General features: G+C 69.4%; 13 protein-coding genes. 7 read left to right on the top strand and 6 right to left on the bottom strand.

What is annotated here, in order from left to right; genetic code table 11:
• Positions 1 to 16: 16 nt before the first annotated feature.
• The 3 genes from ACFPJ1_RS19220 to ACFPJ1_RS19230 form a co-directional block, all read right to left on the bottom strand.
• Positions 17 to 1,069: a C40 family peptidase gene (locus ACFPJ1_RS19220; protein ID WP_380105618.1), complete on the bottom strand. Its 1,053-nt coding sequence runs from the start codon at positions 1,067 to 1,069 to the stop codon at positions 17 to 19.
• A 250-nt stretch (positions 1,070 to 1,319) separates the two neighbouring features.
• Positions 1,320 to 1,559, bottom strand: coding sequence for a hypothetical protein (locus tag ACFPJ1_RS19225; RefSeq protein WP_380105619.1), 240 nt, complete (start codon positions 1,557 to 1,559; stop codon positions 1,320 to 1,322).
• 139 nt (positions 1,560 to 1,698) lie between these two features.
• A complete protein-coding gene (locus tag ACFPJ1_RS19230) occupies positions 1,699 to 3,006 on the bottom strand; it encodes an NYN domain-containing protein (protein ID WP_380105621.1) in 1,308 nt (435 codons plus the stop codon).
• 216 nt (positions 3,007 to 3,222) lie between these two features.
• Here ACFPJ1_RS19230 and ACFPJ1_RS19235 point away from each other — a divergent pair, with 216 nt between their 5' ends.
• The 4 genes from ACFPJ1_RS19235 (at position 3,223) to ACFPJ1_RS19250 (ending at position 9,132) form a co-directional block, all read left to right on the top strand.
• The gene (locus tag ACFPJ1_RS19235; protein WP_380105623.1) at positions 3,223 to 5,031 is read left to right on the top strand and encodes a DEDD exonuclease domain-containing protein; all 1,809 of its coding nucleotides are present in this window, start codon (positions 3,223 to 3,225) and stop codon (positions 5,029 to 5,031) included.
• Positions 5,032 to 5,096: 65 nt separating this feature from the next.
• A complete protein-coding gene (locus ACFPJ1_RS19240; RefSeq protein ID WP_132187909.1) occupies positions 5,097 to 5,384 on the top strand; it encodes an Lrp/AsnC family transcriptional regulator in 288 nt (95 codons plus the stop codon).
• Positions 5,385 to 5,435: 51 nt separating this feature from the next.
• The gene (locus ACFPJ1_RS19245; protein ID WP_380105625.1) at positions 5,436 to 7,406 is read left to right on the top strand and encodes a DUF2510 domain-containing protein; all 1,971 of its coding nucleotides are present in this window, start codon (positions 5,436 to 5,438) and stop codon (positions 7,404 to 7,406) included.
• A 946-nt stretch (positions 7,407 to 8,352) separates the two neighbouring features.
• Positions 8,353 to 9,132, top strand: a complete 780-nt coding sequence (locus ACFPJ1_RS19250) for a hypothetical protein (RefSeq protein WP_380105627.1) — start codon at positions 8,353 to 8,355, stop codon at positions 9,130 to 9,132.
• 56 nt (positions 9,133 to 9,188) lie between these two features.
• On the opposite strand, the gene trpD is transcribed toward ACFPJ1_RS19250, so the two are convergent.
• From trpD to ACFPJ1_RS19265, 3 genes are read right to left on the bottom strand one after another with little or no spacing between them, the layout of a single operon-like run.
• Complete coding sequence (gene trpD / locus ACFPJ1_RS19255; protein ID WP_380105709.1) at positions 9,189 to 10,247, bottom strand: anthranilate phosphoribosyltransferase; 1,059 nt, start codon at positions 10,245 to 10,247, stop codon at positions 9,189 to 9,191.
• 13 nt (positions 10,248 to 10,260) lie between these two features.
• Entirely contained in the window at positions 10,261 to 10,677 is a 417-nt protein-coding gene (locus tag ACFPJ1_RS19260) for an Rv3143 family two-component system response regulator (RefSeq protein WP_380105628.1), read from the bottom strand.
• Positions 10,678 to 10,724: 47 nt separating this feature from the next.
• Entirely contained in the window at positions 10,725 to 11,642 is a 918-nt protein-coding gene (locus ACFPJ1_RS19265; protein ID WP_380105630.1) for a cytochrome c oxidase assembly protein, read from the bottom strand.
• Positions 11,643 to 11,673: 31 nt separating this feature from the next.
• Here ACFPJ1_RS19265 and ctaE point away from each other — a divergent pair, with 31 nt between their 5' ends.
• Genes ctaE through qcrA form a run of 3 tightly spaced genes read left to right on the top strand, consistent with a single transcriptional unit; the run spans position 11,674 to position 14,302 of the window.
• Positions 11,674 to 12,387, top strand: coding sequence for an aa3-type cytochrome oxidase subunit III (ctaE, locus tag ACFPJ1_RS19270; protein ID WP_465261078.1), 714 nt, complete (start codon positions 11,674 to 11,676; stop codon positions 12,385 to 12,387).
• Complete coding sequence (qcrC, locus tag ACFPJ1_RS19275; protein WP_380105633.1) at positions 12,384 to 13,250, top strand: cytochrome bc1 complex diheme cytochrome c subunit; 867 nt, start codon at positions 12,384 to 12,386, stop codon at positions 13,248 to 13,250. The genes ctaE and qcrC overlap by 4 nt, the downstream gene beginning before the upstream one ends.
• Positions 13,247 to 14,302, top strand: a complete 1,056-nt coding sequence (gene qcrA / locus ACFPJ1_RS19280; RefSeq protein ID WP_380105635.1) for a cytochrome bc1 complex Rieske iron-sulfur subunit — start codon at positions 13,247 to 13,249, stop codon at positions 14,300 to 14,302. Before qcrC ends, qcrA begins: the two co-directional genes overlap by 4 nt.

A 14,302-nucleotide genomic window follows, 5' to 3' on the forward strand; every position in this document is an offset into this window, starting at 1 on the left:
TCTGAGCGGGCGTGCTTCAGCCCGGGCGGACCGCGGTGTTGTACGGCATCAGGTCGATCGGGTCGGTCTTGACCGGCTTGCCCGGGCGGCTCGCGTGCACGATCCGGCCGTTGCCGATGTACATCCCGACGTGGCTGATCGGCGAGTAGTAGAAGACCAGGTCGCCGGGCATCAGATCGCCCTTGCTGACCCGGCGGCCCTCGCTGGCCTGCGCCTTGGAGGAGTGCGACAGCGAGACGCCCGCCTTGCCCCAGGCGTACATCATCAGGCCGGAGCAGTCGAACGAGTCGGGTCCGTCGGCGCCCCACACGTAGCTGTCACCCAGCTGGGCCATCGCGGCTTGGACCGCGGTGCCCGCGCGGCCGTTCGCCGGCACCGGCAGGTTGTCGTCCATCCGGTCGCCGTCGCGGCTCGGGCGCTCGTCCCGGGCCTCCTGCGCTTCCTTCTCGTTCTCGGCCTCGATCTTGGCCCGCTCGGCGTCACTCAGCTTGTCGAGGACCTTCTCGGCGGCGTTGAGGTTCGTCTGGATCTGCTTCTTCAGCGCGTTCTGCTGAGCCTGCACGGACTGCAGCGCGGCGAGTTCGGTCTGCTCGCTGGCCTGCAGGTCGGTGAGCTTGCCCTGCGCGGCCTGGAAGCGGCGGAGCGCCGAGTTCTGCTGGCCGGCGAAGGCCTGCGCGGTGGAGGCCTGGCTGAGGAACTGGTCGGGGTCCGTCGACAGCAGCAACTGCGCCGTCGTCGTCATCCCGGAGGTCTGGTAGCCGGCCACCGCGAGGGAGCCGATCTGCCGCTTCACCACGTCCACCTGGGACTGCTGCTTGGCTATGCCGACCTTCAGCGCGTTCACCCGGGCGTTGGAGGCCTGGATCTTGCCGCGCAGGTCGTTGGCCGCCTCACCGGCGGTCTCGGCCTTGTGCTGCAAGTCCTGGACCTGGGCCTTCGCCTGAGGCAGCGTCGGCTTGGGGTCCGCGTCCGCGGATGCCTGGATGAAAATCACCCCCGTCGCAACGGCGGTGGTGGTGATGGCGGCGAGGGCAATCCCTTTGAAGCGGTTCGTGCGGCCGATGGACACAGCCCGGTCGGTCCCTTCCTCTGCTCGACGCCGTCCCCGTCAACTCGCCCGGCGGTGCCCGGAGTACCAGATACTCCTGCACGCCCGGCGGGTCACACCTCGGCATGAATCGGTGCTGCCCGGCCGGTCAGGTCGACCGGCGCTCTGTGGCAACGAGAGGTAACAGTAGTAACCGATTCGTGACCGGTGCAATCCGCCCCTCTGGTTTGATCCAAACTTAACGTCGGGAAAGGCCTTGCAGCGGACGGGATCACACCGCGTCGGCCGCGGTCTCGCCATCACCAGCTGTGTTCGGCTCGATACTGCTGACCGCGTGCACCAGCCGCAGCGGCGGCACCAGACCGGACTGGGCCAGTACGTCGAGCGCGGCCAGCTCCTCGTCGTCGACCCGCAGCGAACTCTGCTCGGGCGGCATCCCGAGCACCACGCTGACCACGCAGTCCGGGCAGCCCGGCCCTCTCATCGCACACGCGTCGCAGTCGATCAGCACAACGTCCTCCAAGGTGGGGAAGCACCCGGATTTGCATCCGGCTGAGAAGGACGCTAGAGACCCCCACCGACAGTTTCCGCGGACCACGCGTCACCGGCCCCGTACGGCGAGCCGCCGCCCCCGCGGACCGCAGTACCGTTCAGGCGCGGGCGATACGGGCGATCAGGCTGGCCGCGGACAGGGCGCGGCCGCCCATCGCGATGATGCTCTCGGCAACTTCACGGTCGGTGGAGACGACCACCACCGGACGGCCCGGTGGCTCCGCGCGGACAAGTTGCCGGATCACCTCATCGGCGATCACACCCGCCGGGCTGAACCGGACCCGGACACCGCGCGGCGGGTTCAGCTGGACCGGGCCGGACAGCTCGGCGCCGTCGAACACCACCGTGACCTCGATCCGCCGCTGCGCCACCAACGCGCCGAGTGCGGTGACGAGCCGCTGCCGCTGGGAGTGCAGCGGGGAGTTCGGCCAGGCGGTCTTGGTGACGTTGTAACCGTCGATGATCAGGTGCACCTGCGGCAGCGCGAGCAGCTCGTCGAACAAGGCCGGATCGTCGTCCGGCGCGGACCGCCCGATCGGCGCCGCGGACGGCTCCACCCCGGCGACGGTATCGGCCGGACGCAGCTCTCCCCCGGGCGGCAGAGCCAGTTCGCGACGGAGTCCTCCCGCTGCCTCGACCAACGTGTCCAGCAGCAGCCTTGTCCTCGTGGACGCCAGCTCGCGCTCCTGCCCCGCAGTACGGCGTGCGGCGTGTTCGACCGCTTCCAGCTCGGTGATGCGGGCGCGGAGCTTGCGCAGCTCGCGTTCGACCTCGGCGCGGGCGGCGTCGACGCGTTCGTCGGCGGTCTCCGCCTCGACGGTGCGCTTCGCGAGATCGGTCTGCAGGCCGGCGATCCGCTGGCGTGCCTCGTTCAGCTTGCGCCGGAGGGTGACGTTCTCGGCCTTGAGCTCGGAGACCTGCTCGCGCAGGCGTTCGCGCACCTGGCGGGTCTCGGTGCGGGCCTGATCAAGCTGATCCGTCAGGCGGCCGAGCGCCTCGTCGTCCACCCGCGGCTTCTCGGGCGGCAACTGGGCCGCGTCGGCGATCCGCTGCTCCCAGTCCTCGGGCCGGAGCAGGTACGCCAGCGCGGCGACCTCGATCGGCTCCGCAGCGGGCACCGGCACTCCCTCGGCGACGGCGTCACCGAGCTCGGGGTGCTCCCGGCGCACTTCGAAAGCGACCAGGCGGCGGAAGTGCTCGTCGGTCTCCAGGATGGGTCCGAGCACCGACGCCGAGAGCTTCGCGCGCTTGCCGGGCGCGAAGCTGGCGAACCGCCGCAGCGGGGGTGGGATGTCGGTCGCGGGCAGCTGCCCCAGCGCCTGGGCGGCGAGGTTCAGGACTCTTTGCCGCACGGGTTCGGGCAAGGTGGTAGCAGCGGAGCCGGCGGCGGTGCCTGCCTCAGTCACCGGTCCGCAGTCCGGCCGGAACGGTGGTCTGGCTCAGCCAGTGACGCAGACCACAGCGAGCGGGCGCGGCGCCCGGATTCGCGGTGATCGCTTGTGTACGCATACACAGAGACTAGTCGGTAGCGCCCCGTTAGCCATGTTGTTTCAGCGTGGGCGAGACGCCGGCGGCAGCGTGTCAGCCACGAATTGTCGGTGCGGGCTTCTAGCGTCGTGGGCATGAGCAGTTCTCTGCCGGATCCAGCCGCTGCCCCGGCGTCCGGACCGGTGACGCCGATCCGCGGCGTGCAGCCGAGTTTCGACGACCTCGGTACGCCGCTGCGCGATGTCACCTTCTGCGTGGTCGACCTGGAGACCACCGGCGGCGCGCCCGGCGATTCCGGCATCACCGAGATCGGCGCGGTCAAGGTGCGCGGCGGCGAACTGCTCGGCGAGTTCCAGACCCTGGTGAACCCGGCCGAGCCGATCCCGCCGTTCATCGCTGTGCTGACCGGGATCACCGACCGGATGGTTGCCTCGTCACCCCGGATCGACTCGGTGCTGCCGGCCTTCCTCGAGTTCGCCCGCGGCTGCGTGCTGGTGGCGCACAACGCGCCCTTCGACGTGGGATTCCTCAAGCACGACAGCCAGGCGCACGGCTACGACTGGCCCGACTTCGCCGTCGTCGACACCGCCCTGCTGGCTCGCCGGGTGCTGACCCCGGACGAGACCCCGAACTGCAAGCTCAGCACGCTGGCGAAGTTGTTCCGCACCACGACGACGCCGAACCACCGCGCGTTGTCCGACGCGCGTGCCACGGTCGACGTACTGCACGGGCTCTTCGAGCGGGTCGGATCGCTCGGGGTGCAGACGCTGGAGGACCTGCAGACGTACTCCTCCCGGGTCGCCCCGCAGGTGCGGGCGAAGCGGCACCTGGCCGAGTCGTTGCCTCACGCACCTGGTGTGTACCTGTTCACCGACGACCGCGGCGAAGTGCTCTACGTCGGCAAGTCGAAGGACCTGCGCAACCGGGTCCGGTCGTACTTCACCGCCTCCGAGACGCGCACCCGGATCGGCGAGATGATCGGCATCGCGTCCGGCGTCCGCGGCATCGAGTGCGGCACGTCGCTGGAGGCCGAGGTGCGCGAGCTCCGGCTGATCGCCGAACACAAGCCGCGGTACAACCGGCGCTCCAAGTTCCCCGAACGCCAGCACTGGTTGAAGGTCACGGTCGAGCCCTTTCCACGGCTCTCGCTGGTGAAACAGGTCCGCGACGACAACGCGGGATACCTCGGGCCCTTCACCTCACGCAAGACGGCGGAGCGGGCGATGGCCGCGCTGCATGAGGCGTTCCCGATCCGGCAATGCACGGACCGGATGTCGCGTACGCCGCGGATGTCGCCCTGCGTGCTCGCCGAGATGGGCAAGTGCGTCGCGCCCTGCGACGGACGGATCGCCCCGGAGACCTATGGCGAATTCGTCACCGCGCTGCGATCGGCGCTGACAGTGGATCCGGCCCCGGTGGTCGAGGCACTGGACCGGCGGATCGACCTGTTGTCGGCGGACGAGCGGTTCGAGGACGCCGCGGTACATCGCGATCGGCTGAGCGCCTTCGTCCGGAGCAGCGCGAAGATGCAGCGGATGGCCTCGGTCACCGGGTGCGCGGAGATCTGTGCCGCCCGGCGAACCGAGGACGGCGGCTGGGAGTTGCACGTGATCCGGCGCGGCCGGCTCGCCGCGGCCGGGATCAGCCCGCGCGGGACGGATCCCCGCAAGTACCTGGACATGCTGCGAGCCTCCGCCGAGACGGTTCTGCCCGGAATCGGACCGGTCGCGTCCGCGTCGGCGGAGGAGATCGAGCTCGTACTCCGCTGGCTCGACTCCCCCGGCATCCGCCTGGTCGAGATGGACGGCACCTGGACCTGCCCGGTGAGCGGAGCGGGCCGCCACATCAGCCGCCTGGACAACGCGCACGCCTCTGACGACCACAGGGCCCCCAGCGAGCGCCGCCGCCGGATGCGGCCACTCGGAGCCACCCGCGCCAGCTGACTCGTCAGGCACGACCCGGCACTATGCTTCAGCGCGGTAGGCGCTGCTATCGAGGAGAGGACGACATGGTCACCGCGATTGTGTTCATCAAGGCCGACGTCGCACGGATCCCGGAGGTCGCCGAACAGGTGGCGGCGATCGACGGCGTCAGTGAGGTGTACTCCGTGACCGGCGCGCTGGACCTGATCGCCATGGTCCGGGTGGCCCACCACGACGACCTCGCCCGGGTGATCCCGGACCACGTGAACCGCGTGCCCGGAGTGGTCAGCACGGAGACCCACATCGCCTTCCGCGCCTACTCCACGCACGACCTCGAGGCGGCCTTCAGCCTCGGTCAGGACGAGGGTGTCTGAACGCCGGAATTCGAAGGCCTGACTGACACGCGCTGAAGTTACGGTGAACGCATGAGCAACCCTCCCGTCGGCTGGTATCCGGATCCCACTGGACAGCCGAACACCCTTCGGTGGTGGAACGGGACCCAGTGGACCAACAAGACCGAGAAGGAAGACGTCACGCCGGACGCGGCCGAGGCGGAGTCCGGGGTTGCGGCGATCAGTGCCGCGGAGAAGGCGAAGTCGACCTGGATGGAGCCGGCCACGATCCCGTCGGCCGCGAACCACTGGACCCAGCAGCCTGCACCGGACGAGCCTGACTCCGCTCCGGAGCCGGTCACTCGGCCCGTCACTGAGCCCGTTCAGAACGGCTGGACCCTGAAGCTCGCCGATGCTGGAGCTTCATCGGACGCCGGCGCCGAGGTTGAGGACGAGCAAGGGAACTCCTGGACGGAGCCGATCAGCGCTGCCCCGCAGTCGGAAGGCTGGGGACCGACAAGCTGGACGCAGCAGCCTGCCCAGCCTGTGGTCGAGGAGGCGACGCAGGTAGCCAACAGCCAGTCGCCCGCGAACACCTGGGGCCTGCCCGACGAGCAGCAGCCCGCCGCCAACACTTGGGGGCTCCCCGACGAGCAGCAGACGGTCGCCGCCAATACCTGGGGGCTGCCCGACGAGCAGACGACTGCCGGGAACACCCAAGGCACGCCCGACGAGGAGCAGACAGCCGTCAATACCTGGGGCTTGCCTGACGAGCAGGCGGTTCCGGACCACGGCGACCTGCAAACGCCACCGCCTCCGTGGCAGCCGACTCCCAACCAGTGGGAGGTCTCGGGCGACCAGCAGACCGCGCCCACCCATTGGCAAGCCTCCGGCGACCAGCAGAGTGTGCCCAATCAGTGGGGGGTCTCCGGCGAGCAGAAGGCCGCACCTATCCAGTGGCAAGCCCCTGTCGAGCAGCAGACGGCGCCTGACCAGTGGGAGGCGTCGGCGGGACAGCAGGTGGCTCCGACTCAATGGGAGGCGGCTGCTGCGCAACAGCAGGCTGGCGAGGGTCAGTGGCAGGGCTCCGGAGGTGGGCAGGCTGCCGATCCGTGGCAGGGCAACCAGGCTGGTGCTGGACAGTGGCAGACCGGCGGTGGGAGCCAGACTGCGACCGAGCCTTGGCAGGGCGGTCAGCAGGGCGGTGGTCAGCAGCAGGGCGTTGGTCAGGAGCCGGGTGCTGGGCAGTGGCAGTCCGGTGGGGCCGGCCAGTGGCCGGTACAGCAGGGCGGCGGACCTGGAAGGATCAAGCCGGACAGCGGTGGCAGGGAAGGCAAGGGTGGCGGGAGCAAGCTGCCGCTGATCGTCGCGGCGGCCGTGGCGTTCGTACTGATCGTCGCGGCGGGTGTGTTCTTCCTCTCGCAACGCGACGACAAGACGGCCGGCCCGGACCCGACACCTCCGCCCACCTCCGCACCGCCGTCGCCGACCAACGCTCCGACGACGCCTGGCAACCAGACCACCGGCGCGCCCGGCCAGTCGAAGAAACCCAAGCTGCACGAGGCTCCGCGGGTCGCCTCCGAGGCGATCTCCTTCCCGCGCCAAGGGCAGCCGTGGTCCGAACGCAAGCGGCTGATCGCCCAGTTGATCAACTCCAGCGGGCAGTACGTCCGGTTGCAGGAGAACTTCGACGGCGAGAACGACTGGTACGCGGACATGTTCGTCGGCGCGCTCGGTACCGGCACGCCGTTCAACGGCAACCCGCAGGCGACCGCGTCGGACCTGATGCTGCAGGCCCGCAGTTCGATGTACGGCGACATCCCGGTCACGTTCAAGCCGCGGGCGAACGGCCCGGTGAAGCGTTCGGGCAAGGCGGGCTGGTTCTACCAGCAGACCGTCACGGTGAACTCGACGAAAGTGACATCACGGGTACTGACGTTGACCGTTGCGGTCTTCGACCTGGGCGACGGCACCGCGGTCGCCTACATCAGTGACATCCCCGTCAACCGGCCGGATCTGAGGACGGCCGAAGCCCAGGTCTACAAGGGAATCAACGTTGGCTGAGAACGAGAACCCCCACCCGCCCCGCCCCCCGGCCCGGCACAGCGCACCCCCGCGCCAACCGCAGCCCCAACCCCCCTCTCCCCGAACCTCCCCCGCCCAGGACCCGCTGCCGGATCGGCCTGCAGGTGGGGCGGATGGCCAGGACCCGTTGTCTTCCGGGGACCCGCTGTTCGGCGAGTTCCGCGCGCCGGCACCGCCGCCTCCTCCCCCGGCGCGGCCACAGCACTCCGCCCAGCCAGTCGCCGACGCCCAGCCTGGGGCCGAGCAGCCGGGGAGGCAACCGGCCGCCCAGTCGTGGTTTGAGCAGGAGCAGCAGGCGCCGCAGCCAGGCGAAGCAGGTTGGTGGACGCAGCCCGAAACTCCTGCCCAGCCGGCCCACCAACCGAAATGGCAGCCGCCAGCGGAGCAGCCTCCCCAGGCACAACAACCACAAGCCCCACAATGGCCGGCTCCCCAGGGACCAGCTGCTCAGCGACCAGCCGCTCACGGACCTGGGCAGGGACCCCGGCCGCAGGCGCCCGGGATTCGGCCGCAAGGACCGGGCGCACCGGGACCATGGCAGCAGACCCCGCAGCACCCGGGCCACCAGCCGCAGGGACAGCAGCCGTACAGCCAGCCCCAGGCAGGTGGACCTCGGGGGCCGCAGCCGTATGGGCAGCATCAGGCTGGGCAATCTCAAGGACAGCAGCCGTATGGCCAGCCCCACGCGGGCGGCCCACAGGGGCCGCAGTCGTACGGGCAAAGCCAGCCGCCGCAGCAAACGCAGGGCGGGCAGTCTCAGTGGGCGCAGCCGTGGGCCGGACAGCAGTGGGCTGGGCAGCCGGGGCCGTATGGGCCACCTGGGCAGGCGCTTGGAGCTGGGCCGCAGGTTGGGGCGCAGCCGCTAGGACTGCCGGAATACGCGCAGCACAGCGGAAGTCAGCACGGGGTTGGGCAGCCGTATGGGGTGACTGATGCTGGGCCGTATGAGGAGGGTGAGCACGCGGTTCGTGGTGGTGGCGGGGATCAGGGGCAGCGGGCTCGGTTGATCGGCGTGGTCGGGTTGGTGGCGGCTGCTCTGCTGACTACCGGGTTGAGCGTGAACTGGATCTGGGACAAAGCGAACGCGGTGACGCCCATCGCCCTGCCGTCGGCCAAGCCGGAGCCGTTGACGACGATCAGCCCGTCCGTGAAGCCGACGCCGACCCCACCGCCGATGGGCAAGGTGGTCGGCTCCAACTTGGTTGCCTCCAACAACGACATGATGCCGTTGATGGGTTCGGCGTGGTCGGACAACGGCGAGAACTCCGGCCTGTACGGCGGTGCGGCGATCTGGTTGACCGTGCACAGGAACTACGACGGCAAGACCGCCAGCTGGGGCAACTACGTCGCGTTCGGCGGGCTGGCCAAGAACATCCCGTACACGAACACCCCGGCCGGCCGGAAGGAGGCGACCGTCCAGGCCGCGTCGCGGGCGATCATCCGGTTGTACGACGAGAACGTGAGGTTCATCGGCAAGGCGGTGCACAAGCCGATCACGGTCGACGGTCACCCCGGCCACGAGCTCAGCATCAAGGTCGTGGTGAGCCAGCCGAAGCTGAAGGAGACGTTCTCCACCGTCATGGTCGCGGTGATCGACCGCGGCGACGGTACGGCGGACGTGGCGGTCGGCGACATCGCCGGCTCGACCCCGAAGTGGATCCCGGTCTGGCGCGCCAAGGTCTCCGAGATCAAGATCGGCCAGTGAGCTAGACGACAACGGCCCGCCCCCAACCAGGGGCGGGCCGTCGCGCGTTCAGCAGACTAGGCGCGGACCTCGACGCAGGCGGCGATCCAGCGGTCCAGCACGTCCTTGGCGGCGCCGGAGTCGATCGCCTCGGCCGCACGATCCATCCCGGCCCGGATCCGCGCGACCAGCGGCCCGGTGCTCGCATCATGAGCGGCCAACGCGGCGCCCGCGTTCAGCAGCACGACATCCCGCACCGCCCCGGGCTTCCCGTCCAGCAGCGCCCGGACGACCTTCGCGTTGTACGTCGCATCCGCACCGCGCAGCGAATCCGCCGGAACCGCGGTGATCCCCAGCTCCCGCGGATCCAGCGTCTCGGGACCCTCGACCACGCCGCGCCCCACGGTCCATACCTGCGACGTGGTCATCGTGGTCAGCTCGTCCAGCCCGTCGTCCCCGTGGAACACCAGCGCATCGATCCCTCGCCGCGCCAGTACTCCGGCCATCAGCCCGGCGATCCGCCCATCGCCCACACCAACGGCCTGCGCGGAGGGATTGCCCGGATTCGCCAACGGGCCGAGGAAGTTGAAGGTGGTCGGCACGCCCAGCTCGCGCCGCGGCACGGCGGCGTGCCGCAACGCCGGGTGGAACGCGGGGGCGAAGCAGAAGGTGATCCCGGCCAGCTCTCCCACCGCGGCGACCTGCTCCGCGTGCAGGTCGAGCGGAATCCCCAGCTCCTCGAGCACGTCGGCCGCACCACAGGCGGAGGAGGCCGCGCGGTTGCCGTGCTTGAGCACCTTCGCACCGGCGCCCGCGGCAACGATCGCCGACATCGTGGAGATGTTGACGGTGTGCGCTTGGTCACCCCCGGTGCCGACGACATCGAGGGTGCGGCCGGGAACCTCGATCCGGGTGGCGAAGTCGCGCATGGTGGCGACCAGCCCCTCGACCTCGGTCACAGTCTCGCCCTTGGAACGCAGCGCGATCACGAACCCGGCCAGCTGCGCCGGAGACGCCGCCCCGGACAGGATCTGCTTCATCGCCCACGCGGTCGCGGACGAGTCCAGGTCCTCGTGCCGCAGCAACGGGTTGAGCACCTGTGGCCAGGTCAGCTCGCGTGCCGGGTCACCCGACAAGACGGTCACGGGATCAGGTGGTCGCGGGCAACGAGGCGATCCGCTGCCGCAACAGTCCGGCGGTGGCCTCGGCCAGCTGGATCGGGTCGATCGGGTGCGAGACGGCCGCCTCGGCCCGGGACCAGGTCGCCAGCCACGCGTCCTGCGGGCGGCCGGTGAGCACGAGCACCGGGCAGCACTGGAAGATCTCGTCCTTCAGCTGCCGGGCGATCCCGAGGCCGCCCGCGGGCACGGCCTCGCCGTCCAGGATGGCCAGGTCGACGTCGCCCTTGTCCATCGTCTTGATCACGGCCGGCTCGGTGGCGCACTCGACGTACTCGAGCTGGGGCAGATCGGCGGCGGGCCGCTTCCCCAGCGCCAGCCGGACGGACTCCCGCGTGGTGCGGTCGTCGCTGTAGACCAGCACCTTCAGAGGACGCTCTGAACTCATCGATTCATCCCAAGCTGTATGTCTGTGACGAGTGGACATCGCGAATGCTACCGGGGAGCCGGCCCGGCTCTGCGCGCCTGCTCCTCCAACCGGTCCAGCCGGCGGTCCTCGCGCCTGGCCTCGCGCTGCGACTGCTTCACCCACTGGACGAACAGGACTGCGAAGAAGACCAGGCCGACGATGTCACCGGACCCCCACAACAAGCCACCGGCGATGTACTGGTCGTGCAGGGGCGAGGGCGGCCAGGAGCGGCCGAAGCTGGTGTACCAGTCCTCCGCGATCAGCTTGTTCGCCGACATGATGGTGATGCCCAGGAACGCGTGGAACGGCAGCGTCAGGAAGACCAGCATCAGCCGGAACGGGTAGATCACCCGGCCCGGGACCGGATCCAGCCCGAGCAGCGGCCAGAAGAACAACGCGCCGACCGCGATGAAGTGGACGTGAAGAAGATCATGCAGCGGCGCCGAGCGCAGCGTCGCGTCGTACCAGCCGCTGAAGTAGAGCGCCCAGGGGCTCAGCACGAACAGCGTGAAGCCGATCATCGGGAAGCAGATGACCTTGGCGAACCGGGAATGCAACACGGAGAGCAACCAGTTCCGCGGCCGACCCGGGAGGGTGCGCAGGGCAAGAGTCACGGGCGCGCCGAGGGCCATCGCCAACGGGGTCAGCATCGACAGCATCATGTGCTGGGCCATGTGCACGCTCAACAGCACGGTGTCGTAGGTGCCCAGCGCCGACTGGGTGGCGATCACCGCGCTGCCGAGACCCAGTCCGACGAAGGAGAAGGTCCTGCCGCGGGACCACTTGTCACCCCGCGCGCGGAGCTTGTGCACGCCGTACAGGTAGAGGGCTCCGGTGACCATGATCACAGCCAGTAACACCGGCTCGAAGGTCCACGCGGTCAGCAGACGCGACGGCGTGAACGGTTCGATCTGGTCGCCGGGTCCGGCGTGGAGGGGAAGCACGCTTCCACACTAGAAAGCATTGGTCGCCGACATGCATGGGGGTGGGCGTGCTGTCGGATCCCCGGACCGACATAATGACCGCGTGGCCACTGCAACCGCGCTCCCAGCGTCCCGTGAACACGGACACCACGACCGTCCCAGCATGGTCAGTGTCGGCACGATCGTCTGGCTCTCGAGCGAACTGATGTTCTTCGCCGCCCTGTTCGCGGCCTACTTCACGATCCGGTCGGTGACGACCGCCGCGGCGGCACCTGGAGCGGAAACGCTCTGGGCGACCTCCACGGAGATGCTGAACGTCCCGTTCGCCTCGGTGAACACGTTCGTCCTGGTCGCCTCGTCGTTCACCTGCCAGGCAGGCGTCTTCGCCGCCGAGCACGGCAAGGTCGGACGGTCCGGCTCGGTGGCGAACGTCCGCGGCTGGGGCATGCGCGAGTGGTTCATCCTCACCTACCTGATGGGCGCGGTCTTCATCGCCGGCCAGGTGACGGAGTACGCCGCCCTGGTCCACGAGGGTCTGACGATCTCGTCGTCGCCGTACGGATCGGTCTTCTTCCTGACCACCGGGTTCCACGGTCTGCACGTGACCGGCGGTCTCATCGCTTTCGTGTTCGTCCTCGCCAGGACGTACATGGCTCGCAAGTTCACCCACGAACAGGCCGTCTCCGCGATCGTCGTGTCCTACTACTGGCACTTCGTCGACGTGGTCTGGATCGCCCTGTTCGCGACCATCTACCTGCTCCAATGAGTGAGAAGAGACTTTCCTTGTCACCGGCGCGTTTCCTTTCCGCGCGACGACGGCATCGGTCAGCCGGCCTCGTCGTGCTTCTTTTCGGCCTCCTGGCGGTGGGCTCCGCGTACGCCGCGTTCGCCCCTGACAATGCGGTGGCCGACACCTCGGCCCAGTCCCAGCAGATCGAAGAGGGCAAGAAGCTCTTCGCGGTCGGCTGTGCCAGCTGCCATGGCCTGAACGCCGAAGGCGGCGGCAACGGCGAAGGCAAGATGGCCGGACCCTCGCTGATCGGCGTCGGCGCCGCCGCGGTCGACTTCCAGGTCGGCACCGGCCGGATGCCCGCGACCCAGACCGGTGCCCAGATTCCGCAGAAGACCCCGGCATACACGCCGGCAGAGATCGAGGCCCTGGCCGCGTACGTCGCGTCGCTGGCCCCGGGCCCGGCCGTACCGGCCCAGGAGTCGTACGACGTCAGCAACGCCACCGACGAGCAGGTCACCCGCGGTGGCGAGCTGTTCCGGACGAACTGCACGGCGTGCCACAACTTCGCCGGCAAGGGCGGTGCGCTGCCGAACGGCCGCTACGCCCCGTCCCTGATGGGGGTCGACCCCAAGCACATCTACGAGGCGATGCTCACCGGTCCGCAGCAGATGCCGGTCTTCTCCGACCAGGTGCTGCAGCCTGAGGACAAGCGCGACATCATCGCGTACCTGAACGCGTTGCAGGAGCAGAAGGACCCCGGTGGCTTCGGCCTCGGCCGGCTCGGCCCGGTCTCCGAGGGTCTGTGGGGCTGGCTGGTCGGCATCGGCCTGCTGGTGGGAGTAGCGGTCTGGATCGGCGCCAAGGGCGTCAAGGCCAAGGGAGTGAGGGCCGAATGAGCGACGAGAAGCCGAACCTTCCCGCCGTGACGGCGGAAGAGGAGCACGGTCAGGTCCAGGTGGCCGAACCGATCCCGGACCCGGGCATCGAGCCGCACGAACACCGGATCACCGACATCGACCCGAAGGCGGCCGACCGGGTCGAGCGCCAGGTGGCCACCATGTTCAGCCTCGCGGGCCTGCTCGCGGTGCTCGCCTGCGTCGCGTACTTCGCGATCCCCCGCGACAGCGAGGTCACCGTCGGGCCGCTGACCGGCAACGCGAACAACCTCAGCATTGGCCTGTGCCTCGGGTTCGGGCTGTTCCTGATCGGCGCCGGCGCGATCCAGTGGGCCAAGAAGCTGATGGTCGACGTCGAGATCTCCGAGGACCGGCACCCGGCGTACTCCTCGCCGGAGCAGAAGGCCGAGATCACGGAGGCCTTCCAGGTCGGGGTCGAGGAGTCGGGCTTCACCCGCCGCAAGCTGATCCGCCGCTCGCTGATCGGCGCGATGGCGCTGCTCGGCCTGCCGGTCATCGTCCTGCTGCGCGACCTCGGCCCGGCGCCGGGCAACAAGCTCTTCGGCACCATCTGGGCCGCGGGCATCCGGGTCGTCAACGACGTCACGCTGCGCCCGATCAAGCCCTCCGACCTGGTCGTCGGCCAGCTGGTCAACGGGGCTCCGGCCAACCTGGCGGCGATGCAGGAGGACAGCCCGGTCGAGTACCAGAATGCCAAGGCCAAGGCCGCGGTGATCATGGTCCGGATCCCACCGGCCGAGATCCAGGTGCCTCCCGGCCGGGAGAACTGGGGCATCGACGGGATCCTGTGCTACTCCAAGATCTGCACCCATGTCGGCTGCCCGATCTCGCTGTACGAGCAGACCACGCACCACGTGCTCTGCCCGTGCCACCAGTCGACCTTCGACCTGGCCGACGGCGCCAAGGTCATCTTCGGGCCGGCTGCCCGTCCGCTGCCCCAGCTACCCTTGGCAGTGGACGCGGAAGGCTACATCGTCGCGCAGAGCGGCTTCCATGAGCCGGTCGGCCCGAGCTTCTTCGAACGAGGGTGA

The organism is Kribbella qitaiheensis (genome assembly GCF_042657745.1).
In the GTDB taxonomy this organism is placed as follows: domain Bacteria; phylum Actinomycetota; class Actinomycetes; order Propionibacteriales; family Kribbellaceae; genus Kribbella; species Kribbella qitaiheensis.